The organism is Enterobacter sp. 198 (assembly GCF_009025585.1).
In the GTDB taxonomy this organism is placed as follows: Bacteria; Pseudomonadota; Gammaproteobacteria; order Enterobacterales; family Enterobacteriaceae; genus Enterobacter; species Enterobacter ludwigii.
The window spans coordinates 247,236-269,384 of the sequence record NZ_WCIM01000022.1; the positions used below are offsets into that span (position 1 = coordinate 247,236).

Below are 22,149 nucleotides of genomic sequence, written 5' to 3' on the forward strand. Positions count from 1 at the left end.
TCCTTCTGATGCAAGGGTTAAATTGTACCGCAAACCTTTTCAATCAATTCCGCCGGGAACTGCATGGACTGCATGATGTGTTCAACCATGCTGCACTTGCGGCCCGTATTGGTATTGGTGATGACCCAGTACGGCGTGCCGGGGACATGTTTAGGTTTGGTTTGGTTGCCATTTTGCAGCAGCGTTTGCTCGTCGCCCGCGAAATAGACGCGGGTACGACCGTGCAGCGACTCGGTCGCTTCAGCAAACGCTTTGTTATCCAGTGAATAGAGTGTAGACAGCACCAGCATGAAGCGGTTAACCGCTTTTTTCTGCTCGGCGTACTCATCAGAGAGCAGCAACTCGCGCATCGCACGTACTTTGTCTTTCACTTGCGCGACGGCAGGTTTTGCTTGTGCAACAACGTTTTGTTGAGACACGACATCTTTAGTGACTGGGGTAGCAGGCTGTGAGGCGGCGGAAATTTTAAGCATGCGCCGTAAAATGTCGGACGCACTCTCCCCGATATGCCGCGTCTGGCTGGCAATATACTGATAGAGTTCGTCATCAACTTCGATTGTTTTCATCTTAATCCAGTGCGATATCTTATCTGAATACAAGTCGTTGGGATTATAAAGTTAAATTCCAACAGCGGATAGCGTCAAACCAGGTTGGCGGCAAAAGTCAGATTAAACTGGAACCTTGCAGCCGGGCGGCAGAATGGTCAACATGATACCCTAACCTGACATACGTAAAAAAAGAACTTTGCCATGAAATTGAATACCCGAGCGCAAACTGCACAATCGCCGAACAATAATTCTCCCATCGTACTGGTTCACGGGCTTTTTGGCAGCCTGGATAACCTGGGGGTGCTGGCGCGCGATCTGGTTACCGATCACGATATTTTGCAGGTCGATATGCGAAATCACGGTCTTTCCGGGCGTTCAGAGGAGATGACCTACGCGGCAATGGCCCAGGATCTGCTCGATACGCTTGATGCCAACCATCTTCAGAAGGTGACGCTCATCGGGCATTCTATGGGCGGCAAGGCGGTAATGGCCCTGACGGCGCTGGCACCGGACAGAATCAACGGTCTGGTCGTGATCGACGTTGCCCCGGTGGATTACGACGTGCGCCGTCATGACGACATTTTTGCTGCCATCAATGCGGTGACAGAGGCTGGGGTTTCAACCCGCCAACAGGCCACAGCCGTCATGCGCGAACATCTTAATGAAGAAGGCGTTATTCAGTTTCTGCTGAAGTCGTTTGTCGACGGCCAGTGGCGTTTCAACGTGCCGGTACTCTGGGCGCAGTACAACAACATCGTCGGCTGGGATACGGTGCCCGCCTGGCAACACCCTACCCTCTTTATTCGCGGCGGTAACTCCCCTTATGTCACCGATGCCTACCGCGACATCTTGCTGGCGCAATTCCCTCAGGCCCGCGCCCATGTCATCGCCGGTGCCGGACACTGGGTTCACGCGGAAAAACCTGACGCCGTGTTACGCGCCATCCGACGCTATCTCTCTGATACTGCGAATTGATTAAAAAGAGAGCGACTGGAAGGTTGCGGGCTTCCAGTCGTTGGCGTGCCGTTTTTGGTGATGTATGATGGCGCGCTCATCGCCCGGGCAATAGCAGGGCGGCTTGTTTCCCCCGAAGTCTCAGAATCATGGCCAAAGAACAAACGGACCGTACGACACTAGATCTGTTCGCGAATGAGCGTCGACCGGGACGACCGAAAACGAATCCGCTTTCGCGCGATGAACAGCTGCGTATTAATAAACGCAACCAGCTTAAACGCGATAAAAATCGTGGGCTTAAGCGTGTCGAACTGAAGCTCAATGCCGACGCCGTCGATGCGCTTAACGAACTGGCTGAAGCGCGTAATATCAGCCGTAGCGAGCTCATTGAAGAGATGTTGATCGCCCAGCTTGAGACGTTGCGCCGCCAGGCATAAGTCTGAAAATCCCCTTTCTTACCCTTTTCATGTAGCACAGAGTGCAGTCCTGCGCGATAGCTGTTTCCGCGGGGTTGCCAGTTCTGCTATTATTGCCCTTATCCGTGGACAAATTGCGCCACCATACCATTAAGTTTCAAGAGGTTATTTTACTCATGGCAATCATCGGCATTTTCTTCGGCAGTGATACCGGCAATACCGAAAATATCGCAAAAAACATTCAAAAACAGCTCGGTAAAGACGTTGCCGATGTGCATGACATCGCCAAGAGCAGCAAAGAAGATCTCGAAGGCTATGACATCCTGTTGCTGGGTATCCCAACCTGGTACTACGGTGAAGCCCAGTGTGACTGGGATGATTTCTTCCCGACGCTGGAAGAAGTGGACTTCAACGGCAAGCTGGTCGCCCTGTTTGGCTGCGGCGATCAGGAAGACTACGCTGAGTACTTCTGTGACGCGCTGGGCACTATCCGCGATATCATTGAACCGAATGGTGCAGTTATCGTAGGCCACTGGCCGACTGCCGGTTACCACTTCGAAGCGTCTAAAGGCCTGGCCGATGACGACCACTTCGTGGGTCTGGCGATCGACGAAGACCGTCAGCCAGAACTGACCGCAGAGCGCGTTGAGAAGTGGGTGAAGCAGATCCGCGAAGAACTGCACCTGGACGATATTCTTAACGCCTGATTGTTAGTGTGGCGCAACCCCGGTTGCGCCCAGGAACCAGGTCAAACGATTAAATTAATCGCTACAATCTTTTAACTTTTTCGCCCAGACCTGTACAATGTCTCCCAGGTAAAATGGGGTGCCATTGAGTAAGTTTGTCGGTGATACCACGTTTTTATAAGCATACTTTGCCTGAGACTTGCAGTTTTCATTTAGCCATGGCAGTTCTATAATGAGACGCATTATTCCAGGTGCATTTTCTGTCACTTCCTCCAGAAGTGAATCGTTTAGCAACAGGACAGATTCCGCATGACTGACAACAATACCGCATTAAAGAAGGCTGGCCTGAAAGTTACGCTTCCTCGGTTAAAAATCCTTGAAGTGCTTCAGGGTCCAGACAATCACCATGTCAGTGCGGAAGACCTTTACAAGCGTCTTATCGACATCGGTGAAGAGATTGGGCTGGCAACCGTCTATCGCGTGCTGAACCAGTTTGATGACGCGGGCATTGTTACCCGTCATAATTTCGAAGGCGGTAAATCTGTATTCGAACTGACCCAGCAGCAGCACCACGATCACCTGATCTGCCTGGATTGTGGCAAGGTCATTGAATTTAGCGATGATTCCATCGAAGCACGTCAGCGTGAAATCGCTGCTCGTCATGGTATCCGCCTGACCAACCATAGCCTGTATCTGTATGGTCACTGTGCTGAAGGTGATTGCCGCGAAGACGATCACGCACACGACGCCAAATAAGTCGAACTTTCATACTCTGAGCCAGCCGCAAGGTTGGCTTTTTTTTGCCTGTCATCCGGCAAAAAAAAGCCCGGTAAGCACAGCGCCACCGGGCCTTAACACACTTACTTAATTTCCGTTGTTACTGCGTATTTCCTTCCAGATCTGGTCGCAACGCTTCGCCACTTCCTGATCGTTACCGGTTTTACGCGCCTGAATACAGGCCTGATAGTCCATTACGCGAACATTTTCCTGCGTCGCAAACTGCTCATGCGCCTTCTCTTTCTTCAGCACATTCAGCACGCTCTGGCAGGCTTCAATTTTCTCCGGTGAACCTTCAGCGGTGTTAATGCAGGCGCTGTAAGCCTCCTTCAGGCGAGAATCTTCTTTCGGTGCCGGGTCCTGGGCGCAAGCCACCAGCCCCGAGGCCAGCAACGCGACGATTACCATTTTTTTCATCATGTGCAGTCTCCATTCCGGCGGGACGGAACCCGCCGGAGCGTTCATCAGAAGATAGTGAATGGTGCGATAACCATGAATTTCACGTCACGTTCATCCTGGAAGATGTTGCCGTAACCGCCCGCGTAGCTTGGAATATCAGAGTGGTTGTCATACTGCGTGAAGTGCAGCTTGAACATCGTGCCTTTCGCACGTCCATCCTGCACGGTATAGATGGCATCCAGGCTGTAAGAGGACTCTTTCAGACGGTAGTTCGGATCGTAGTACGCATCCGGTGTGGCCATGTCGCCCGGTTTGGCGTCCCAGGCATACGCGTAGGAGGCGCCCACCGCCCAGCCCGGCAGGTTCCAGTTTTTCAGGTCATACATTGCGCCGAAGAAGACCGCTTTTTCGCCATCGGCGTTGAAGTCAGAGCGGTTATCCCACCAGATATCCAGACGACCGTTGGAAGATGCGTAAGTCGGGGTCATACGCTGCAGGAAGTAGCCCTGCTGCCCTTCCGCCTTCACCCATGTCCCTTCCAGACGCAAATCCACCTGCCCCACTTTGTAGCCAAAGGTCAGCGCCTGCAGCCAGGCCGTGCCGTCATAAATATCGTTGACGCCACCATCGCTGACTTTGTCTCGCGTTCCATAGAACTGGTAACTGGTACTCAACGGACTCCCTGCGATATCAAACTTGTAGCTGGCTTTGGCAAAATACTGATCGATATAGCCTTCAGCCTGACCAAAGGCGGCTTCTAACACGAGGTCGTTTTTAAAATCGTACTTCGCACCCAGCGAGTGGAGGTAATCCACTTTGGTTTTTTTATCGTTCTGGTAAAACTTATCCATTTCGATATGCCACGGGGCTTTGTATTCGTTGGTCCACATATAGGAGAAACTCAACGCACCCGCATCACCGTAGTCAAAGTTAGCGCCAGCTTCAGCGCCCTGGTAAGTACCAGGCATAAAACTCCAGTGTGGCGCTAACAGGGTTTGGCCAGTTGGCTGAATATATCCGCCGCGCGCCCAGACTGGACCATATTTGAATTTTGCAGCGGCTTTATACAGACTGATACCGCTTTTATCGCCGGACCAGTCTTCTTTATAGGCCTTATTGCTGGACGAGAAGGCAATTTCGTTCGGGTGTCCGCTGTCGCCATTTTCCGCCATTTCAATTGCCGTGAATGCGGCAATATCCAGGCCGAACATATCGGCGGCATAGCCTGACTGGAAGTCGAGGTTGGCGTTCCAGGTAGAGTGAGAAAGGTTGGTTTTGTATTTGTCTTCGGTAACGTCTTTACGGTCACGTTCACGCTGCCAGTAATAAATACCGCCCGTGAGGGTAGAATCTTCGATGAAACCTGCTGCCTTAGCCTCTGGCGCAATCACCAGGCCTGACATTGCTGTCACACCGGCGATAGCCAGCGCCAGCGCACTACGTTTGCCACTGAACGTACGCATAGATTATTCCTCTTTGACGAATTAAAACGCCTGAACGGCGAAAAATATAAAAGACCAAAAGGTCAGGGGTAGTCAGAAATACCCTCGAATTAACTACCGCCTTTAGGTTATTTTTCGCGACGCGAATTATCAATGCTTTTCAGTGGGCAAAAGTCAGGATTATGACGAAGTGCACATAATTAGTAGTGCTTTGTAACATTTAGCGGGAGACGAGATTTGGCGGGGCAAGTCATTAAATTTAAGCCAGTAATTGTGTAAATTACTGGTTGTTTTCAGGCCTTCACTATTTTCAGAAATATACAAACTTTTTTTAGAAAAATAAGTAGCACCACATTGACCTGAATATTGCGCAGACATTATTTTTGCTCGCGCTTAACGATATGATCATTCAATAAAAAAACGCCGCATTACGCGGCGTTTGTCTCTCATTGACCAGAGCAGCGTTATTATTCGCCGACTTTAGTCCAGGTATCACGCAGACCAACGGTACGGTTAAACACCGGTTTTTCCGAGGTACTGTGACGGCTGTCGAGGCAGAAGTAGCCTTCACGTTCGAACTGGAACGCTTTGCCCGCTTCAGCGGCTTTCAGAGACGGCTCAGCATACCCCTGCTTGATGACCAGAGATTCCGGGTTGATTGTCGCCAGGAAGTCTTCTGCTGCACCTGGGTTAGGCACGCTGAACAGACGATCGTACAGGCGAATTTCAACCGGCAGCGCATGTGTTGCACTTACCCAGTGGATCACGCCTTTCACTTTGCGGCCATCTGCCGGATCTTTGCTCAGGGTTTCAGCGTCGTAAGAGCAGAAGATGGTAGTGATATTCCCTTCTGCATCTTTCTCAACACGCTCAGCTTTGATCACGTATGCGTTACGCAGACGCACCTCTTTACCCAGCACCAGACGCTTGTACTGCTTGTTCGCTTCTTCGCGGAAGTCAGCACGATCGATCCAGATTTCACCGCTGAACGGCACGTCACGTGTGCCCATTTCCGGCTTGTTCGGATGGTTAGGCATGGAGACCATTTCGCTCGCGCCCTGCGGGTAGTTTTCGATAACCAGTTTAACCGGATCGATGACGGCCATTGCGCGCGGCGCGTTGTCGTTCAGATCTTCACGGATGCAGGATTCCAGAGAGGCGATCTCAATGGTGTTATCCTGCTTGGTCACGCCGATGCGCTTACAGAACTCGCGAATAGACGCGGCAGTATAACCACGGCGACGCAGACCCGAGATGGTTGGCATACGCGGATCGTCCCATCCCTCAACGTGCTTGTCGGTCACCAGCAGGTTCAGCTTACGCTTGGACATCACCGTGTATTCCAGATTCAGACGAGAGAATTCGTACTGACGCGGATGCACCGGGATCGTGATGTTATCCAGAACCCAGTCGTACAGACGGCGGTTATCCTGGAACTCCAGCGTACACAGGGAGTGCGTAATGCCTTCCAGCGCATCGCTGATGCAGTGGGTAAAGTCGTACATCGGGTAGATGCACCACTTGTTACCGGTCTGATGGTGTTCAGCGAACTTGATACGGTACAGAACCGGATCGCGCATCACGATGAACGGTGATGCCATGTCGATTTTGGCACGCAGGCACGCTTTACCTTCCTCGAAGCCACCCGCACGCATTTTTTCAAACAGCGCCAGGTTCTCTTCAACGCTGCGATCGCGGAACGGGCTGTTTTTACCCGGCGCGGTCAGCGTGCCGCGGTATTCGCGGATCTCTTCAGCAGACAGCTCGTCGACATACGCCAGACCTTTATTGATAAGCTCGACCGCATAGGCATACAGCTGATCAAAATAGTCAGAGGAGTAGCAGATATCGCCAGACCAGTTGAAGCCCAGCCATTGCACGTCATTCTTAATAGACTCAACGTATTCGATGTCTTCTTTTACTGGGTTGGTGTCATCGAAACGCAGGTTGCACTGTCCCTGGTAGTCTTGCGCGATGCCAAAGTTCAGGCAGATCGATTTTGCATGACCAATATGCAGGTAGCCGTTTGGCTCCGGCGGGAAACGGGTATGAACTGTGGTGTGCTTACCACTGGCCAGATCTTCATCGATGATCTGACGAATAAAGTTACTCGGGCGGGCTTCAGCCTCACTCATCGTGGATTCCTCAAAGCGTAAACAACGTATAACGGCATATGATCTTATAAGCCGGACGTAGTGACAACCCTTAAAACGTCTCTGAAGAAAATAATGGGGGCAATTGCTGCAAAAAAAAGCGGCGGAGGAAAACCCCCGCCGCTTAAGGCATGACTCTACTCAGGAGCGATTACTTGCCTTTAATCTCATACAGTGGCGTCTGGCCCGCAACGACCTGACCTCTCGCCTGAATTACCAGGCCGCTGAAGTCGTCGATATTGCTGCAAACGACCGGGCTAATCATGGAGCGCGCGTTAGCGTTCAGGTAATCCAGATCCATTTCCAGAATCGGCTGACCTGCCACCACGTCGGCCCCCTCTTCCACCAGGCGAGTAAAGCCCTGACCGTTCAGCGCGACGGTATCGATACCCATATGGACAACGATCTCCGCGCCCTTTTCAGTTTCGAGGCAGAACGCATGGTTGGTGTTGAAGATTTTAACGATGGTCCCGGCAGCCGGTGACACCACAGTTTTGTCCGTTGGTTTCACCGCCACACCGTCACCGACAGCTTTGCTGGCAAACGCTTCGTCAGGCACCTGCTCAATCGCAACCACTTCACCGGTAATCGGTGAAACCAGCGCGGCAATGGTCGTTGCGTTAGGGACGGCCTGCGGTTTTGCCACCGGGGCTTCCGTCACTGGCGCGCTGTTCGCTGCAGAAGCCGCGATCGGTCCACGGGCAACCACTTTCTTCATTTCATCGCCAATCGATTCCGCTTTCGCACCCACGATAACCTGGATGGTCTGCTTGTTCAGTTTCACCACACCGGATGCGCCAAGGCGTTTACACATGGCATCGTTAACGCGCGCAGAATCCCCTACCGTCAGGCGCAGACGGGTAATACATGCATCGATAGCTTTCAGGTTATCCGTACCGCCTACTGCGGCAATATAATTGGTTGCCAGCTGGGTCAGCCCTTCTTCGGTATTGCTGTTAGCTTCGCCAGTAACGATGTCGTCTTTCGTATCTTCGCGGCCTGGTGTTTTCAGGTTAAACATACGAATGACTGCGCTGAACAGAACGAAGTAGATAACGAAGAACACCAGACCCATTGCGACCAGCATCCAGACGTTCTTGCTCGCCGCGGGCAGGTTGTACATCAACACGTAGTCGATCGCGCCTGCGGAGAAGGAGAAGCCCGCATGGATACCCAGCAGCGTTGCAACAAACAGGCTAATACCCGTCAGCACAGCGTGCATGAGGTACAGCAGCGGAGCCAGGAACATGAACAGGAATTCCAGCGGCTCAGTAACACCGGTCAGGAACGCGGTGATGGCAACTGACAGCAGCATCCCGCCAACCATTGGACGACGCGCTTTCGGTGCGGCCAGGTACATAGCCAGCGCCGCGCCCGGCAGACCAAACATCATGATAGGGAAGAAGCCCGACATGAACATGCCCGCGGTGCCGTCACCTGCATAGAAGCGGTTGATATCCCCGTGGAATACCGCGCCCGCGGCGTTGGTAAACTCACCAATCTGGAACCAGGCAATGGTGTTCAGCACCTGATGCAGGCCGGTTGGGATCAACAGACGGTTGATGAAACCGAAGATACCCGCACCCACTGCGCCAGCGGAAACAATCCACTCACCGCCCGCATGGATAGCGTGCTGCACCGGTGGCCAGATGTAGCCAAAGATCGCGGCCAGAATCAGACAGAAGAAGCCTGTCGCAATCGGCACAAAACGTTTTCCACCAAAGAAGCTCAGGAAGTCTGGCAGTTTGATCCCCGCCCAACGGTTATAAACAGCCCCGCCGACCAGACCGGTAATGATACCTGCCAGAACGCCCATGTTAATTTCTGGGTTTATCGTCACCATCGCTTTCGTCAGGATGAAGTAACCGACAGCCCCGGCCAGCGCCGCTGCACCCGCGCTGTCTTTTGACCAGCTGGATGCCACACCGATGGCGAAAATCAGCGCCAGATTGTCAAAAATCGCGCCACCCGCTTGCGCGATAAATGGCACATTAAGCAGATCGGGTTGCCCGAATCGCAGCAGCAGTGCTGCAACCGGTAGCACGGCGATAGGGAGCTGCAAAGCCCTACCGAGGCGCTGGAAAAAACCTAAAATATTCATCCTATTCCCCCTACGAGACCCTTATTAAGGCTCGTGCATAAACTATGTTTTTATTGTGTCGACAACGATAAATACAGTTGATGATTCACTGGCATTGTGAGTGTGTGAAAAATTAATTCGTATCGCAAATTAAACACGTATTTTTTGTGATTTTTGTCACCAAATATCGTTAATAACCCTCCCTTTCTCTGGCTAACAGTGAAAACTTATTTTATCATTCAAAAAATCAAGACGGATTGATCCGGCCTGAAAGGTTCCAGGTTACGCTTAGTTCAGGTTCCGATAGCCATCCGCCCACTCTTCTACTTTAACTCTTGAGGTGAACAATGAGACTGATTCCCCTGGCAACTGCTGAACAAGTCGGTAAATGGGCCGCCCGTCATATCGTTAACCGTATTAACGCGTTCAAACCCACCGCCGATCGTCCTTTCGTTCTCGGCCTTCCTACCGGCGGCACGCCGCTGACCGCGTATAAAGCCCTGGTTGAGATGCATAAAGCAGGCCAGGTTAGCTTTAAACATGTTGTGACCTTCAACATGGATGAGTATGTCGGCTTACCCAAGGATCATCCGGAAAGCTACCATAGCTTTATGCACCGTAATTTCTTTGATCACGTTGATATTCCGGCTGAAAACATTAACCTGCTGAATGGAAACGCGCCTGATATTGACGCAGAATGCCGTCAGTATGAAGAAAAAATCCGTTCCTACGGTAAAATCCACCTGTTCATGGGTGGCGTGGGCAACGATGGTCATATCGCGTTCAACGAACCGGCCTCTTCTCTGGCTTCCCGTACGCGTATTAAAACCCTGACCCATGACACGCGCGTGGCAAACTCCCGCTTCTTTGACGGTGATGTTAACCAGGTTCCAAAATACGCCCTGACCGTAGGCGTAGGCACCCTGCTGGATGCCGAAGAAGTGATGATTCTGGTTCTGGGCGGCGTGAAAGCGCAGGCGCTCCAGGCTGCCGTTGAAGGCAACGTTAACCACATGTGGACCATCAGCTGCCTGCAGCTGCATCCAAAATCAGTCATCGTGTGCGACGAACCGTCCACGATGGAGCTGAAAGTGAAAACGCTTAAATACTTCAACGAGTTAGAAGCTGAGAACATCAAAGGTCTGTAATTGAATAACCGCCTCTTCATCAAGAGGCGGCCGCTTTTTTTAACCGGGGGTCGTTATGTACGCTTTAACCCACGGTCGGATTTATACCGGCCATGATATTCTGGATGACCATGCGATTGTTATCGCCGATGGCCTGATTGAACGTGTTTGCCCGCTGGCAGAGCTGCCGCCGGGGATTGAACAGCGCTCACTCAATGGAGCAGTAATCTCCCCCGGTTTCATCGACGTACAGCTGAACGGCTGCGGCGGTGTGCAATTTAATGACACGGCGGAGGCGGTGACGGTCGACACGCTGGAAATCATGCAGAAAGCCAACGAGAAATCGGGCTGCACCAGCTATCTGCCAACCCTCATCACCAGCAGTGATGAGCTCATGAAACAGGGTATCCGCGTGATGCGCGACTACCTGGCAAAACACCCTAATCAGGCGCTGGGTCTGCATCTTGAAGGACCGTGGCTGAACATCGTGAAAAAAGGGACGCATAACCCGGATTACGTGCGTAAACCTGACGCTGAGCTGGTTGACTACCTGTGTGCCAACGCCGATGTGATCACCAAAGTGACGCTGGCTCCTGAAATCGCGGGACCTGACGTTATCAGCAAACTGGCCGCCGCCGGGATTGTCGTTTCAGCGGGCCATTCAAACGCAACGCAAAAAGAAGCGAAAGCAGGTTTCCGCGCCGGCATTACCTTTGCGACGCACCTGTACAACGCGATGCCGTATATCACCGGTCGTGAACCTGGGCTGGTCGGGGCAATTCTCGATGAGCAGGACGTTTACTGCGGCATTATTGCTGACGGCTTGCACGTCGATTACACCAACATTCGCAACGCCAAGCGCCTGAAAGGTGACAAACTCTGTCTGGTAACCGATGCCACCGCACCGGCAGGGGCAAATATTGAGCAGTTCATTTTTGCCGGTAAAACAATATACTACCGCAATGGACTGTGTGTTGATGAAAACGGTACGCTGAGTGGTTCCTCCCTGACGATGATTGAAGGGGTGCGTAACCTGGTTGAACATTGCGGGATTGCGCTTGATGAAGTCCTGCGTATGGCGACCCTTTATCCTGCGCGCGCGATGGGCGTAGATAAACAGCTTGGCGGAATTGCACCAGGTATGGTTGCAAACCTGACGGCATTCACACACGATTATAAAATTATCAAGACCATCGTTAATGGTAACGAGGTCGTCACTGAGTAAGTAAAAGTATGACACCAGGCGGACAAGCTCAAATCGGTAATGTCGATCTCGTTAAACAACTTAACAGCGCGGCGGTTTATCGTCTGATTGACCAACACGGGCCAATCTCGCGCATTCAGATAGCCGAACAAAGCCAGCTTGCTCCCGCCAGCGTGACAAAAATTACCCGTCAGCTCATTGAGCGCGGACTGATCAAAGAAGTCGATCAGCAGGCCTCCACCGGAGGCCGCCGCGCCATCTCCATTATTACCGAAACCCGCAATTTTCAGGCGATCGGCGTCCGTCTTGGTCGTCATGACACCACCCTTACGCTCTATGATCTGAGCAGCAAAGCCATCGCGGAAGAACACTACCCGCTTCCGGAGCGCACTCAGGAGACCCTGGAACACGCGCTGCTGAATACCATTGAACACTTTATCGAGAGCTGTCAGCGCAAAATCCGTGAACTGATTGCGATCTCGGTGATCCTGCCAGGCCTGGTGGACCCCGAAAGCGGCGTGATCCGTTATATGCCCCATATAAAGGTTGAGAACTGGGGGCTGGTAGATGCGCTGGAAAAACGCTTTAAAGTGACCTGTTTCGTGGGTCACGACATCCGCTCTCTGGCCCTGGCAGAGCACTACTTTGGTGCGAGCCAGGATTGTGAAGATTCGATTCTGGTGCGCGTACACCGCGGGACAGGGGCAGGCATCATCTCTAACGGGCGCATTTTTATTGGCCGCAACGGTAACGTCGGTGAGATTGGTCATATTCAGGTAGAGCCGCTTGGCGAACGCTGCCACTGCGGAAACTTTGGCTGTCTGGAGACGATTGCCGCCAACACGGCGATTGAACAGCGGGTGCGCCATCTGCTTGAACAGGGTTACCAGAGCCGCGTCACGCTGGACGATTGCAAGATAGGGACTATCTGCAAAGCCGCCAACAAAGGCGACGCGCTGGCCTGTGAAGTTATTGAGCAGGTGGGTCGCCATCTGGGTAAAACCATCGCCATCGCCATCAACCTGTTTAACCCGCAAAAAGTGGTGATCGCCGGTGAGATTGTGGAGGCCGAGAAGGTCCTGCTGCCCGCCATTGAAGGCTGCATTAACACTCAGGCGCTGAAAGCCTTCCGCCAGAACCTTCCCGTCGTTCGTTCTAAGCTTGACCATCGCTCAGCGATAGGCGCATTTGCGCTGGTTAAACGCGCCATGCTCAACGGTATTCTGTTGCAACATTTGCTGGAAAGTTGATCGGGTCTTATAGTAACGCCTTCTTTTTTTGATGTCGGAATGTCCATGACCATTAAGAATGTAATTTGTGATATCGACGGCGTGCTGATGCACGACAACGTTGCTGTACCAGGTGCTGCGGAGTTTCTTCACCGCATCATCGACAAAGGAATGCCTCTGGTTCTTCTCACGAACTACCCTTCTCAGACCGGTCAGGACCTGGCAAACCGCTTTGCCACAGCAGGCGTCAACGTGCCGGACAGCGTGTTTTATACCTCTGCCATGGCCACCGCAGATTTCCTCAAGCGCCAGGAAGGAAAAAAGGCCTACGTGGTGGGTGAAGGGGCGCTGATCCACGAGTTATATAAGGCAGGGTTTACCATCACAGATGTGAACCCGGACTTTGTGATCGTTGGCGAAACGCGCTCCTATAACTGGGATATGATGCACAAAGCCTCCTACTTTGTTGCCAACGGTGCGCGTTTTATTGCCACCAACCCGGATACCCACGGCCGTGGTTTTTACCCTGCCTGCGGCGCGCTGTGTGCCGGTATCGAAAAGATCTCTGGCCGGAAACCGTTCTACGTGGGCAAGCCCAGCCCGTGGATCATCCGTGCCGCGCTGAACAAGATGCAGGCCCACTCCGAAGAAACGGTGATTGTCGGCGACAACCTGCGCACCGATATCCTGGCCGGATTCCAGGCGGGCCTGGAAACCATTCTGGTGCTTTCCGGTGTCTCCACCCTCGACGATATTGACGCCATGCCCTTCCGACCGAGCTGGATTTATCCCTCCGTCGAAGAAATTGATATTATCTGATCCCAAACCACGCCTCAGCGCGTGGTTTTTTATTTTCACGCCCGATAAACAACCTCACATCTAACAAAACAGCCGATTTATTGCATAATCATCAATAAAAGCGTTCATGACGTACTCGTTTTTCACTATTCGGCAATCAGCATTGCACTATTTCCGTTTTATCCCGTAAAACCCTTGCGCGCCCTCCCCCTTTGCGGCATTTTCATAAGCAAGCAACATTACAAAGCAACAGGGTTAACGGAGAAGGTTATGTGTTCAATTTTTGGCGTACTGGATATTAAAACTGACGCAGGCGAACTGCGTAAAAAGGCACTCGAATTGTCCCGCCTGATGCGCCATCGCGGCCCGGACTGGTCCGGCGTTTACGCCAGCGATAAAGCCATCCTGGCACACGAACGGCTGTCCATTGTTGACGTCAACGCCGGTGCGCAGCCGCTGTATAACGAGAAAAAAACACACGCGCTGGCTGTCAACGGTGAAATCTATAACCATCAGGCGCTGCGCGCCGAGTACGGCGACCGTTACGCCTTCCAGACCGGTTCTGACTGTGAAGTGATCCTGGCGCTGTATCAGGAGAAAGGCCCGGAATTCCTCGATGATCTGCAGGGTATGTTTGCCTTCGCCCTGTACGACAGCGAAAAAGATGCCTATCTGATTGGCCGCGACCATATTGGTATTATCCCGCTGTATATGGGTCACGATGAACACGGCAACTTTTATGTCGCCTCAGAAATGAAAGCCCTGGTGCCGGTTTGCCGCACCATTAAAGAGTTCCCGGCAGGAAGTTACCTGTGGAGTAAAGACGGCGAGATCCGTCAGTACTATCAGCGCGACTGGTTCGACTATGATGCGGTTAAAGACAACGTGACTGATAAAGCCGAACTGCGTCAGGCGCTGGAAGATTCTGTTAAAAGCCACCTGATGTCAGATGTGCCATACGGCGTACTGCTCTCCGGCGGGCTGGACTCGTCCGTGATCTCCGCGATCACCAAGAAATTCGCCGCGCGTCGTGTTGAAGATCAGGAACGTTCAGAAGCCTGGTGGCCGCAGCTGCACTCCTTTGCTGTGGGCCTGGAAGGCGCACCGGATCTGAAAGCCGCGCAGGAAGTGGCAAACCATCTCGGTACCGTGCACCATGAGATCCACTTCACCGTGCAGGAAGGCCTGGATGCGATCCGCGATGTTATCTACCACATCGAAACCTACGATGTGACCACCATTCGCGCTTCCACGCCGATGTACCTGATGTCGCGTAAGATCAAAGCGATGGGCATTAAGATGGTGCTCTCCGGTGAAGGGTCTGACGAAGTGTTTGGCGGCTACCTCTATTTCCACAAAGCGCCGAACGCAAAAGAGCTGCATGAAGAGACAGTACGTAAACTGCAGGCGCTGCATATGTTTGACTGCGCACGCGCCAACAAAGCAATGTCTGCCTGGGGTGTGGAAGCCCGTGTTCCCTTCCTGGATAAGAAATTCCTCGACGTGGCAATGCGCATCAACCCGCAGGACAAAATGTGCGGCAACGGCAAAATGGAGAAACATATCCTGCGTGAATGTTTCGAATCCTACCTGCCGGCGAGCGTGGCATGGCGTCAGAAAGAGCAGTTCTCTGATGGTGTCGGGTATAGCTGGATCGATACCCTGAAAGAGGTGGCGGCAAAACAGGTTTCCGATCAGCAACTGGAAACCGCGAGCTTCCGCTTCCCGTACAACACACCAGGCTCCAAAGAAGCGTATCTGTACCGTGAAATCTTTGAAGAGTTGTTCCCGGTGCCGAGTGCGGCGGAGTGTGTTCCGGGCGGCCCGTCCGTTGCCTGTTCTTCGGCTAAAGCCATTGAATGGGATGAATCTTTCAAGTCAATGAACGATCCATCAGGACGTGCGGTAGGCGTACACCAGTCTGCCTATAAGTAATCGAAAAGCATCCAATCAGGCCCTGCGGGGCCTGATTTTTTTTGCCCCCTATTTCACTCCCCAAAAACGATAAATAACCAATAATTGCCGAATATTCGGTCACGCTGTTCGCAACCTAACCAAACAGTCACATTCCGGCTATTTTCGTTGAAAAAGGTGTTGACGCTGCAAGGGTCTATACGCATAATGCGCCCCGCAACGCCGATAAGGTAACGCGAAAAAAAGATGGCTACGTAGCTCAGTTGGTTAGAGCACATCACTCATAATGATGGGGTCACAGGTTCGAATCCCGTCGTAGCCACCATCTTTTTTGCGGGAGTGGCGAAATTGGTAGACGCACCAGATTTAGGTTCTGGCGCCGCAAGGTGTGCGAGTTCAAGTCTCGCCTCCCGCACCATTCCCAGGTAAGCGTTGCACGGATGGGGTATCGCCAAGCGGTAAGGCACCGGTTTTTGATACCGGCATTCCCTGGTTCGAATCCAGGTACCCCAGCCATATTTCTTCGATTTTGCGGTTCTCCGCGGTATTGGGGTATCGCCAAGCGGTAAGGCACCGGTTTTTGATACCGGCATTCCCTGGTTCGAATCCAGGTACCCCAGCCATCGAAGATTGCAGTACTGGCTACGTAGCTCAGTTGGTTAGAGCACATCACTCATAATGATGGGGTCACAGGTTCGAATCCCGTCGTAGCCACCAAATTAATCATCTGTCGAATGATTCGGTAGACGAGAAAAAATTGTTGGGGTATCGCCAAGCGGTAAGGCACCGGATTCTGATTCCGGCATTCCGAGGTTCGAATCCTCGTACCCCAGCCAATTTAAAAAGTCGTTAAGCACATTGTTTAACGCAATTGGGGTGTCGCCAAGCGGTAAGGCTCTGGTTTCTGATACCAGCATTCCGGGGTTCGAATCCCTGCACCCCAGCCACTTAGTAACAAAAAAGCCCGCTCTGCGGGCTTTTTTGTTTTTGTTGGATTATGTACCGCATCCGAAAGCCCTCTCCCGCAGGAGAAGGCCCCAGATTAAAGGCCTAATGCGTACTTCAGCGCCTGACGCTTCAGCCCACCGGCACGTTCCGCCGCCATCAAACCAATGTTACGCAGAATGCGCACCGGACCAAGATCGTTACTGAACCCGGCGTAAAACAGATCCATCCCCGACTGCATGATAAAGTTATCCGCCATACGTCGCGTCTGGTAACGTTTCAGTACCGGATGGCTGGCCCAGGCCTCCGCGTGAGCGCGCGCATTGCCCAGCACATCCAGTAAAGCCTCAACGTCACGGTATCCCAGGTTCACGCCCTGCCCCGCCAGCGGGTGAATGGTGTGTGCCGCATCCCCCACCAGCGCCAGCCCTGCACGGGCATACTGCAATGCATGGCGACGCGTAAGCGGAAACGCCCCGGCGGCAACCGGCATGACGTTGCCCAGACGGCGTGGGAAGTGCTGATGGATCTCTCGCTGCAGCTGCTCCATTGAAAGCCCCTGCAACTGACGAATGCGCGCCGGTTTGTCATACCACACCAGCGACGCCCAGCGATCAAACAACGGTAAAAAAGCATGCGGGCCATTCGGGGTAAAGTGCTGCCAGGTGCTCTCACCCGGGTCATTCTCACACTGCACGGTGATCAGCATGCACGCCTGCTGGTACTGCCAGGCATGAATGCCAATTCCCGCCATTTGCCTGACCTGTGAGTTGGCACCATCCGCTCCGACAACCAGCCTCGCGGCCAGCTCATCACCCTTATCCAGCTCAAGCAAATACCCGCCTTCGTGGGGATGCAGTGCTTTAAGTGACGCCGGGACGCGCAGCGCCACTTTCGGATGCGCCTCCAGGGCCTGCCAGAGCGCCAGCTGGAGGACCGTGTTTTCCACCATATAGCCCAGACGGGGCAGCTTCAGTTCAGCGGCATCAAACGCGACATGCGCATTCTCCCACTCCCAGGTTTCGAGACGGCTGTAAGGGTGCGCGCGCATCCCGAGCACGGCATCCCAGACGCCCAGCCCGCGCAGCAGATCGACAGAGGCGGCGCTGATAGCTGAAATTCGCACATCCGGCTTTGCCGTCGGGTCAAACGCAACAGGGGCAGCCTGCTCGATAACCGTCACCTCAAATCCCTGCTGCGCCAGCCCCAGCGCGAGTGCGCCGCCGACCATACCGCCGCCGACAACGGCAATTTCGGTTTGTTGGAGAGTCATGGTCAATTATCCTTAATGGTATATACCTTAAGTTTACCGGATTTTTTCGGTCTTGAGGTTGACAACCTTCATACTGGTCACAACCGCAGCAAAGCATTACAATACGCGCCCTGCATTCCTGAGCATGAGCAAGTCGATGACAAAAAAACTCCATATAAAAACCTGGGGCTGTCAGATGAACGAATACGATTCATCCAAGATGGCCGATCTGCTGGATGCCACGCACGGGTATCAACTGACTGACAACGCGAACGAAGCGGACGTGTTGCTGCTCAATACCTGTTCGATCCGTGAGAAGGCGCAGGAGAAGGTGTTCCATCAACTGGGCCGCTGGAAGCTTATCAAACGCAAAAGACCCGATGTGATCATTGGCGTGGGTGGCTGTGTGGCCTCGCAGGAAGGCAAACTGATCCGCCAGCGTGCTCACTATGTTGATATTATTTTTGGCCCGCAGACGCTGCACCGTCTGCCGGAGATGATCAACGCCGTTCGCGAGAATCGCCGCCCGGTGGTTGACGTAAGCTTCCCGGAAATCGAAAAATTTGACCGTCTGCCAGAACCACGCGCGGATGGTCCAACAGCCTACGTCTCCATTATGGAAGGCTGTAACAAGTACTGCACCTATTGTGTCGTACCGTATACCCGCGGCGAAGAAGTGAGCCGTCCGACCGACGACATTCTGTTTGAAGTGGCGCAACTGGCGGCACAGGGTGTGCGTGAAATTCATCTGCTGGGCCAGAACGTCAACGCCTGGCGCGGTGAGAACTACGACGGTACCACCGGCAGCTTTGCAGAACTGCTGCGCCTGGTGGCCGCGATCGACGGCATCGACCGCCTTCGCTTCACCACCAGCCACCCGATGGAATTTACCGATGACATCATTGATGTGTATCGCGATACGCCAGAGCTGGTGAGCTTCCTGCATCTGCCGATTCAGTGCGGTTCCGACCGCGTGCTGAACCTGATGGGACGTCCACATACGGTACTGGAGTACAAATCCATCATCCGCAAGCTGCGTGAAGCCCGTCCTGACATCCAGATTAGCTCCGACTTTATCGTTGGCTTCCCGGGCGAAACCACGGATGACTTTGAGCGCACGATGAAGCTCATTGGCGAAGTGAATTTTGACGTCAGCTACAGCTTTATCTTCTCAGCGCGTCCAGGTACTCCTGCGGCCGATATGGTCGACGATGTGCCGGAAGAAGAGAAAAAGCAGCGTCTGTATATTCTGCAGGAGCGTATCAACCAGCAGGCCAACGCCTGGAGCCGTCGTATGGTCGGCACCGTCCAGCGTATTCTGGTGGAAGGCACCTCCCGTAAGAGCATTATGGAGCTGTCAGGACGCACCGAAAATAACCGCGTCGTGAACTTTGAAGGCACGCCAGACATGGTCGGTAAATTTGTGGACGTGGAGATTGTCGACGTGCTGACCAACTCCCTGCGCGCGAAAGTGGTCCGTACCGAAGACGAAATGGGTCTGCGCATCGCACAGTCGCCGGAATCCGTCATGTCCCGCACCCGCAAAGAAAGCGACGCTGGCGTCGGTATTTACCAGCCATAACGCCATCCGGCCTGCCGTTTCGGCAGGCCTTGTATTTCCTCTCATCGCCCCCAATATCTTCCGCAACGCTTGCGCCTTTATTCTATGGCGTGAATAATTTCGGTAATGACCGTTTTATTACGCCAGGTGGCACCGGGTCAGTTAATCAATCAAAGAGGAACAGTTTGAACATAGATACGCGTGAAATTAGCCTTGAGCCAGCAGACAACGCTCGCCTGCTGAGCCTGTGCGGGCCGTTTGATGACAACATCAAACAACTGGAGCGACGTCTGGGTATCGAAATCAATCGTCGCGATAATCATTTCAAACTCACCGGACGCCCTCTCTGCGTCAACGCCGCTGCGGATATTCTGCGTAGCCTGTATGTGGATACCGCCCCAATGCGCGGTGAAATACAGGATATCGAGCCAGAACAGATCCACCTCGCGATCAAAGAGGCGCGCGTGCTTGAGCAAAGCGCAGAAAGTGTGCCGGACTATGGCAAGGCCATCAATATTAAGACCAAACGTGGCGTCATTAAGCCGCGTACGCCAAACCAGGCACAGTACATCGCCAACATTCTCGACCATGACATCACCTTCGGTGTGGGCCCGGCGGGTACGGGTAAAACCTATCTGGCCGTTGCCGCGGCGGTCGATGCGCTCGAACGCCAGGAGATTCGTCGCATCCTGCTGACCCGTCCGGCGGTGGAAGCGGGTGAAAAACTGGGCTTCCTGCCAGGCGATCTGAGCCAGAAGGTTGACCCTTACCTTCGTCCGTTATACGACGCACTGTTCGAGATGCTCGGCTTTGAGAAAGTTGAGAAGCTGATTGAGCGTAACGTGATTGAAGTTGCCCCGCTCGCCTATATGCGCGGCCGTACGCTGAATGATGCTTTCATTATTCTCGATGAAAGCCAGAACACCACCATCGAACAGATGAAAATGTTCCTGACACGTATCGGCTTTAACTCAAAAGCGGTCATTACCGGTGACGTCACGCAGATTGACCTGCCGCGCAGCACCAAATCGGGTCTGCGCCATGCCATTGAAGTGCTGGCCGACGTCGACGAAATCAGCTTTAACTTCTTCCACAGCGAAGACGTGGTCCGTCACCCGGTTGTGGCGCGCATCGTTAACGCTTATGAAGCATGGGAAGAAGCAGATCAGAAGCGTAAGGCCGAACTGGCAGCAGAACGTAAGCGCGAAGCGCAGGAGCAAGAACAAAAATGAGTCAGGTGATCCTCGATTTACAACTGGCATGTGACGATAATTCCGGCTTGCCAGAAGAGGCGCAGTTTCAGACATGGCTGGATGCGGTTATCCCCCCGTTTCAGGAAGAATCAGAAGTCACGATTCGTCTGGTGGATGAAGCCGAAAGCCATGAGCTTAACCTGACCTACCGCGGGAAAGATAAGCCGACCAACGTGCTCTCTTTCCCCTTCGAAGCCCCACCGGGAATTGAGATGCCGCTGCTGGGCGATCTGATCATCTGCCGCCAGGTCGTGGAACAGGAAGCTAAAGAGCAGCAAAAACCGCTGGAAGCCCACTGGGCGCATATGGTGGTACACGGTAGCCTGCATCTGCTCGGCTACGACCATATTGAAGATGACGAAGCGGAAGAGATGGAGTCCCTCGAGACAGAGATAATGCTTGCTCTGGGCTATGAGGATCCGTACATTGCCGAGAAAGAATAGTCAGTCGACCGACTGACTAACATGCCGCCGCGTAGGGAAATAGCGCGGCGGTAAACGTTGAACTAACAAGAGAACCCTTAACAAACGCCATGAGCGACGACAATTCACACAGTAGCGACACGACAAACACCAAAAAGGGATTTTTCTCCCTCATTCTGAACCAGCTTTTCCACGGCGAACCTAAAAACCGTGACGAACTGCTGGAGCTGATTCGTGATTCCGGGCAAAACGACCTTATCGATGAAGATACGCGCGAAATGCTCGAAGGAGTAATGGACATCGCCGACCAGCGCGTTCGCGACATCATGATCCCCCGCTCGCAGATGATCACCCTGAAACGTAACCAGACTCTGGACGAGTGCCTCGATGTGATCATCGAATCCGCACACTCGCGTTTCCCGGTCATCAGCGAAGATAAAGATCACATCGAAGGGATTTTGATGGCGAAAGATCTGCTGCCGTTTATGCGCAGCGATGCCGAAGCCTTCAGCATGGAAAAAGTGTTACGCCAGGCCGTGGTTGTGCCGGAAAGTAAACGTGTGGATCGGATGCTGAAAGAGTTTCGCTCTCAGCGCTACCACATGGCGATTGTTATTGATGAATTTGGTGGCGTTTCCGGTCTCGTCACGATCGAAGATATCCTTGAGCTGATCGTGGGCGAAATCGAAGATGAGTATGACGAAGAAGAAGATATCGACTTCCGTCAGCTTAGCCGTCACACCTGGACCGTTCGCGCGCTGGCCTCGATTGAGGACTTTAACGACGCCTTTAGTACCCATTTCAGCGATGAAGAGGTCGATACCATTGGCGGGCTGGTGATGCAGGCCTTTGGCCACCTTCCGGCACGCGGCGAGACCGTTGACATCGACGGTTACCAGTTCAAAGTGGCAATGGCCGACAGCCGACGTATTATACAGGTTCATGTCAGAACGCCGGACGACTCACCGGTGCCAAAACTGGAAGATTAA

General features: G+C 53.1%; 19 protein-coding genes and 7 tRNA genes. 20 read left to right on the forward strand and 6 right to left on the reverse strand.

Annotated features, from left to right (window positions below; genetic code table 11):
• Positions 1-17: 17 nt before the first annotated feature.
• On the reverse strand, positions 18-566 hold the full coding sequence (gene seqA / locus F8561_RS14020) for a replication initiation negative regulator SeqA (protein ID WP_020884977.1): 549 nt from the start codon (positions 564-566) through the stop codon (positions 18-20).
• 183 nt (positions 567-749) lie between these two features.
• Between seqA and ybfF the strand changes: the two genes are divergently transcribed.
• From ybfF to fur, 4 genes are all read left to right on the forward strand, one after another.
• Entirely contained in the window at positions 750-1,523 is a 774-nt protein-coding gene (gene ybfF / locus F8561_RS14025) for an esterase (protein WP_151887601.1), read from the forward strand.
• A 128-nt stretch (positions 1,524-1,651) separates the two neighbouring features.
• On the forward strand, positions 1,652-1,939 hold the full coding sequence (ybfE, locus tag F8561_RS14030) for a LexA regulated protein (RefSeq protein WP_014169148.1): 288 nt from the start codon (positions 1,652-1,654) through the stop codon (positions 1,937-1,939).
• 155 nt (positions 1,940-2,094) lie between these two features.
• Complete coding sequence (gene fldA, locus F8561_RS14035; protein ID WP_008501067.1) at positions 2,095-2,625, forward strand: flavodoxin FldA; 531 nt, start codon at positions 2,095-2,097, stop codon at positions 2,623-2,625.
• A 288-nt stretch (positions 2,626-2,913) separates the two neighbouring features.
• Positions 2,914-3,360: a ferric iron uptake transcriptional regulator gene (gene fur, locus F8561_RS14040; protein ID WP_151887602.1), complete on the forward strand. Its 447-nt coding sequence runs from the start codon at positions 2,914-2,916 to the stop codon at positions 3,358-3,360.
• Positions 3,361-3,468: 108 nt separating this feature from the next.
• Here fur and chiQ read toward each other — a convergent pair whose 3' ends face one another.
• The 4 genes from chiQ to nagE all read right to left on the reverse strand — a co-directional run bounded on the left by chiQ (position 3,469) and on the right by nagE (position 9,476).
• The gene (chiQ, locus tag F8561_RS14045; protein WP_025204664.1) at positions 3,469-3,798 is read right to left on the reverse strand and encodes a ChiQ/YbfN family lipoprotein; all 330 of its coding nucleotides are present in this window, start codon (positions 3,796-3,798) and stop codon (positions 3,469-3,471) included.
• A 47-nt stretch (positions 3,799-3,845) separates the two neighbouring features.
• Positions 3,846-5,243, reverse strand: coding sequence for a chitoporin ChiP (gene chiP, locus F8561_RS14050; RefSeq protein WP_020884980.1), 1,398 nt, complete (start codon positions 5,241-5,243; stop codon positions 3,846-3,848).
• Between the two features lie 446 nt (positions 5,244-5,689).
• On the reverse strand, positions 5,690-7,357 hold the full coding sequence (gene glnS / locus F8561_RS14055; protein WP_025204665.1) for a glutamine--tRNA ligase: 1,668 nt from the start codon (positions 7,355-7,357) through the stop codon (positions 5,690-5,692).
• A 169-nt stretch (positions 7,358-7,526) separates the two neighbouring features.
• The gene (gene nagE, locus F8561_RS14060) at positions 7,527-9,476 is read right to left on the reverse strand and encodes a PTS N-acetyl glucosamine transporter subunit IIABC (protein WP_025204666.1); all 1,950 of its coding nucleotides are present in this window, start codon (positions 9,474-9,476) and stop codon (positions 7,527-7,529) included.
• 326 nt (positions 9,477-9,802) lie between these two features.
• Between nagE and nagB the strand changes: the two genes are divergently transcribed.
• From nagB to F8561_RS14120, 12 genes are all read left to right on the forward strand, one after another.
• Complete coding sequence (gene nagB, locus F8561_RS14065) at positions 9,803-10,603, forward strand: glucosamine-6-phosphate deaminase (RefSeq protein WP_008501061.1); 801 nt, start codon at positions 9,803-9,805, stop codon at positions 10,601-10,603.
• A gap of 55 nt (positions 10,604-10,658) precedes the next feature.
• Positions 10,659-11,807 (forward strand): N-acetylglucosamine-6-phosphate deacetylase, encoded by a 1,149-nt coding sequence (gene nagA / locus F8561_RS14070; RefSeq protein ID WP_032681419.1) that lies wholly within the window; start codon positions 10,659-10,661, stop codon positions 11,805-11,807.
• Positions 11,808-11,815: 8 nt separating this feature from the next.
• Positions 11,816-13,036 (forward strand): DNA-binding transcriptional regulator NagC, encoded by a 1,221-nt coding sequence (gene nagC, locus F8561_RS14075; protein WP_014169139.1) that lies wholly within the window; start codon positions 11,816-11,818, stop codon positions 13,034-13,036.
• A gap of 45 nt (positions 13,037-13,081) precedes the next feature.
• Positions 13,082-13,834: a ribonucleotide monophosphatase NagD gene (nagD, locus tag F8561_RS14080; protein ID WP_151887603.1), complete on the forward strand. Its 753-nt coding sequence runs from the start codon at positions 13,082-13,084 to the stop codon at positions 13,832-13,834.
• A 249-nt stretch (positions 13,835-14,083) separates the two neighbouring features.
• Positions 14,084-15,748, forward strand: a complete 1,665-nt coding sequence (gene asnB, locus F8561_RS14085; RefSeq protein WP_010428626.1) for an asparagine synthase B — start codon at positions 14,084-14,086, stop codon at positions 15,746-15,748.
• 227 nt (positions 15,749-15,975) lie between these two features.
• Positions 15,976-16,052 (forward strand) — tRNA-Met (locus F8561_RS14090).
• Positions 16,053-16,060: 8 nt separating this feature from the next.
• A tRNA-Leu gene (locus tag F8561_RS14095) sits at positions 16,061-16,145 on the forward strand.
• Positions 16,146-16,168: 23 nt separating this feature from the next.
• Positions 16,169-16,243 (forward strand) — tRNA-Gln (locus F8561_RS14100).
• A 32-nt stretch (positions 16,244-16,275) separates the two neighbouring features.
• A tRNA-Gln gene (locus F8561_RS14105) sits at positions 16,276-16,350 on the forward strand.
• 17 nt (positions 16,351-16,367) lie between these two features.
• Positions 16,368-16,444: transfer RNA gene (locus tag F8561_RS14110), tRNA-Met, on the forward strand.
• 44 nt (positions 16,445-16,488) lie between these two features.
• A tRNA-Gln gene (locus tag F8561_RS14115) sits at positions 16,489-16,563 on the forward strand.
• 36 nt (positions 16,564-16,599) lie between these two features.
• Positions 16,600-16,674, forward strand: a tRNA-Gln gene (locus F8561_RS14120).
• Positions 16,675-16,769: 95 nt separating this feature from the next.
• Here the strand turns inward: F8561_RS14120 and ubiF are convergent.
• Positions 16,770-17,945, reverse strand: coding sequence for a 3-demethoxyubiquinol 3-hydroxylase (gene ubiF, locus F8561_RS14125; protein ID WP_151887604.1), 1,176 nt, complete (start codon positions 17,943-17,945; stop codon positions 16,770-16,772).
• A gap of 136 nt (positions 17,946-18,081) precedes the next feature.
• Here ubiF and miaB point away from each other — a divergent pair, with 136 nt between their 5' ends.
• The 4 genes from miaB to corC all read left to right on the forward strand — a co-directional run bounded on the left by miaB (position 18,082) and on the right by corC (position 22,149).
• A complete protein-coding gene (miaB, locus tag F8561_RS14130) occupies positions 18,082-19,506 on the forward strand; it encodes a tRNA (N6-isopentenyl adenosine(37)-C2)-methylthiotransferase MiaB (protein ID WP_020884986.1) in 1,425 nt (474 codons plus the stop codon).
• 164 nt (positions 19,507-19,670) lie between these two features.
• Positions 19,671-20,717: a PhoH family protein gene (locus F8561_RS14135; RefSeq protein ID WP_020884987.1), complete on the forward strand. Its 1,047-nt coding sequence runs from the start codon at positions 19,671-19,673 to the stop codon at positions 20,715-20,717.
• Positions 20,714-21,181, forward strand: coding sequence for an rRNA maturation RNase YbeY (gene ybeY, locus F8561_RS14140; protein ID WP_040016936.1), 468 nt, complete (start codon positions 20,714-20,716; stop codon positions 21,179-21,181). The genes F8561_RS14135 and ybeY overlap by 4 nt, the downstream gene beginning before the upstream one ends.
• An 89-nt stretch (positions 21,182-21,270) precedes the next feature.
• Entirely contained in the window at positions 21,271-22,149 is an 879-nt protein-coding gene (gene corC, locus F8561_RS14145) for a CNNM family magnesium/cobalt transport protein CorC (protein ID WP_014169132.1), read from the forward strand.

Bases quoted from the DNA above. Each gene is read 5' to 3' on its own strand.
- fur (WP_151887602.1), top strand. From the start codon at position 2,914: ATGACTGACAACAATACCGCATTAAAGAAGGCTGGCCTGAAAGTTACG.
- chiQ (WP_025204664.1), bottom strand. From the start codon at position 3,798: ATGAAAAAAATGGTAATCGTCGCGTTGCTGGCCTCGGGGCTGGTGGCT.
- ybfF (WP_151887601.1), top strand. From the start codon at position 750: ATGAAATTGAATACCCGAGCGCAAACTGCACAATCGCCGAACAATAAT.
- corC (WP_014169132.1), top strand. From the start codon at position 21,271: ATGAGCGACGACAATTCACACAGTAGCGACACGACAAACACCAAAAAG.
- ubiF (WP_151887604.1), bottom strand. From the start codon at position 17,945: ATGACTCTCCAACAAACCGAAATTGCCGTTGTCGGCGGCGGTATGGTC.
- chiP (WP_020884980.1), bottom strand. From the start codon at position 5,243: ATGCGTACGTTCAGTGGCAAACGTAGTGCGCTGGCGCTGGCTATCGCC.
- glnS (WP_025204665.1), bottom strand. From the start codon at position 7,357: ATGAGTGAGGCTGAAGCCCGCCCGAGTAACTTTATTCGTCAGATCATC.
- asnB (WP_010428626.1), top strand. From the start codon at position 14,084: ATGTGTTCAATTTTTGGCGTACTGGATATTAAAACTGACGCAGGCGAA.
- nagA (WP_032681419.1), top strand. From the start codon at position 10,659: ATGTACGCTTTAACCCACGGTCGGATTTATACCGGCCATGATATTCTG.
- nagE (WP_025204666.1), bottom strand. From the start codon at position 9,476: ATGAATATTTTAGGTTTTTTCCAGCGCCTCGGTAGGGCTTTGCAGCTC.
- nagB (WP_008501061.1), top strand. From the start codon at position 9,803: ATGAGACTGATTCCCCTGGCAACTGCTGAACAAGTCGGTAAATGGGCC.
- fldA (WP_008501067.1), top strand. From the start codon at position 2,095: ATGGCAATCATCGGCATTTTCTTCGGCAGTGATACCGGCAATACCGAA.
- ybfE (WP_014169148.1), top strand. From the start codon at position 1,652: ATGGCCAAAGAACAAACGGACCGTACGACACTAGATCTGTTCGCGAAT.
- ybeY (WP_040016936.1), top strand. From the start codon at position 20,714: ATGAGTCAGGTGATCCTCGATTTACAACTGGCATGTGACGATAATTCC.
- miaB (WP_020884986.1), top strand. From the start codon at position 18,082: ATGACAAAAAAACTCCATATAAAAACCTGGGGCTGTCAGATGAACGAA.
- nagC (WP_014169139.1), top strand. From the start codon at position 11,816: ATGACACCAGGCGGACAAGCTCAAATCGGTAATGTCGATCTCGTTAAA.
- seqA (WP_020884977.1), bottom strand. From the start codon at position 566: ATGAAAACAATCGAAGTTGATGACGAACTCTATCAGTATATTGCCAGC.
- nagD (WP_151887603.1), top strand. From the start codon at position 13,082: ATGACCATTAAGAATGTAATTTGTGATATCGACGGCGTGCTGATGCAC.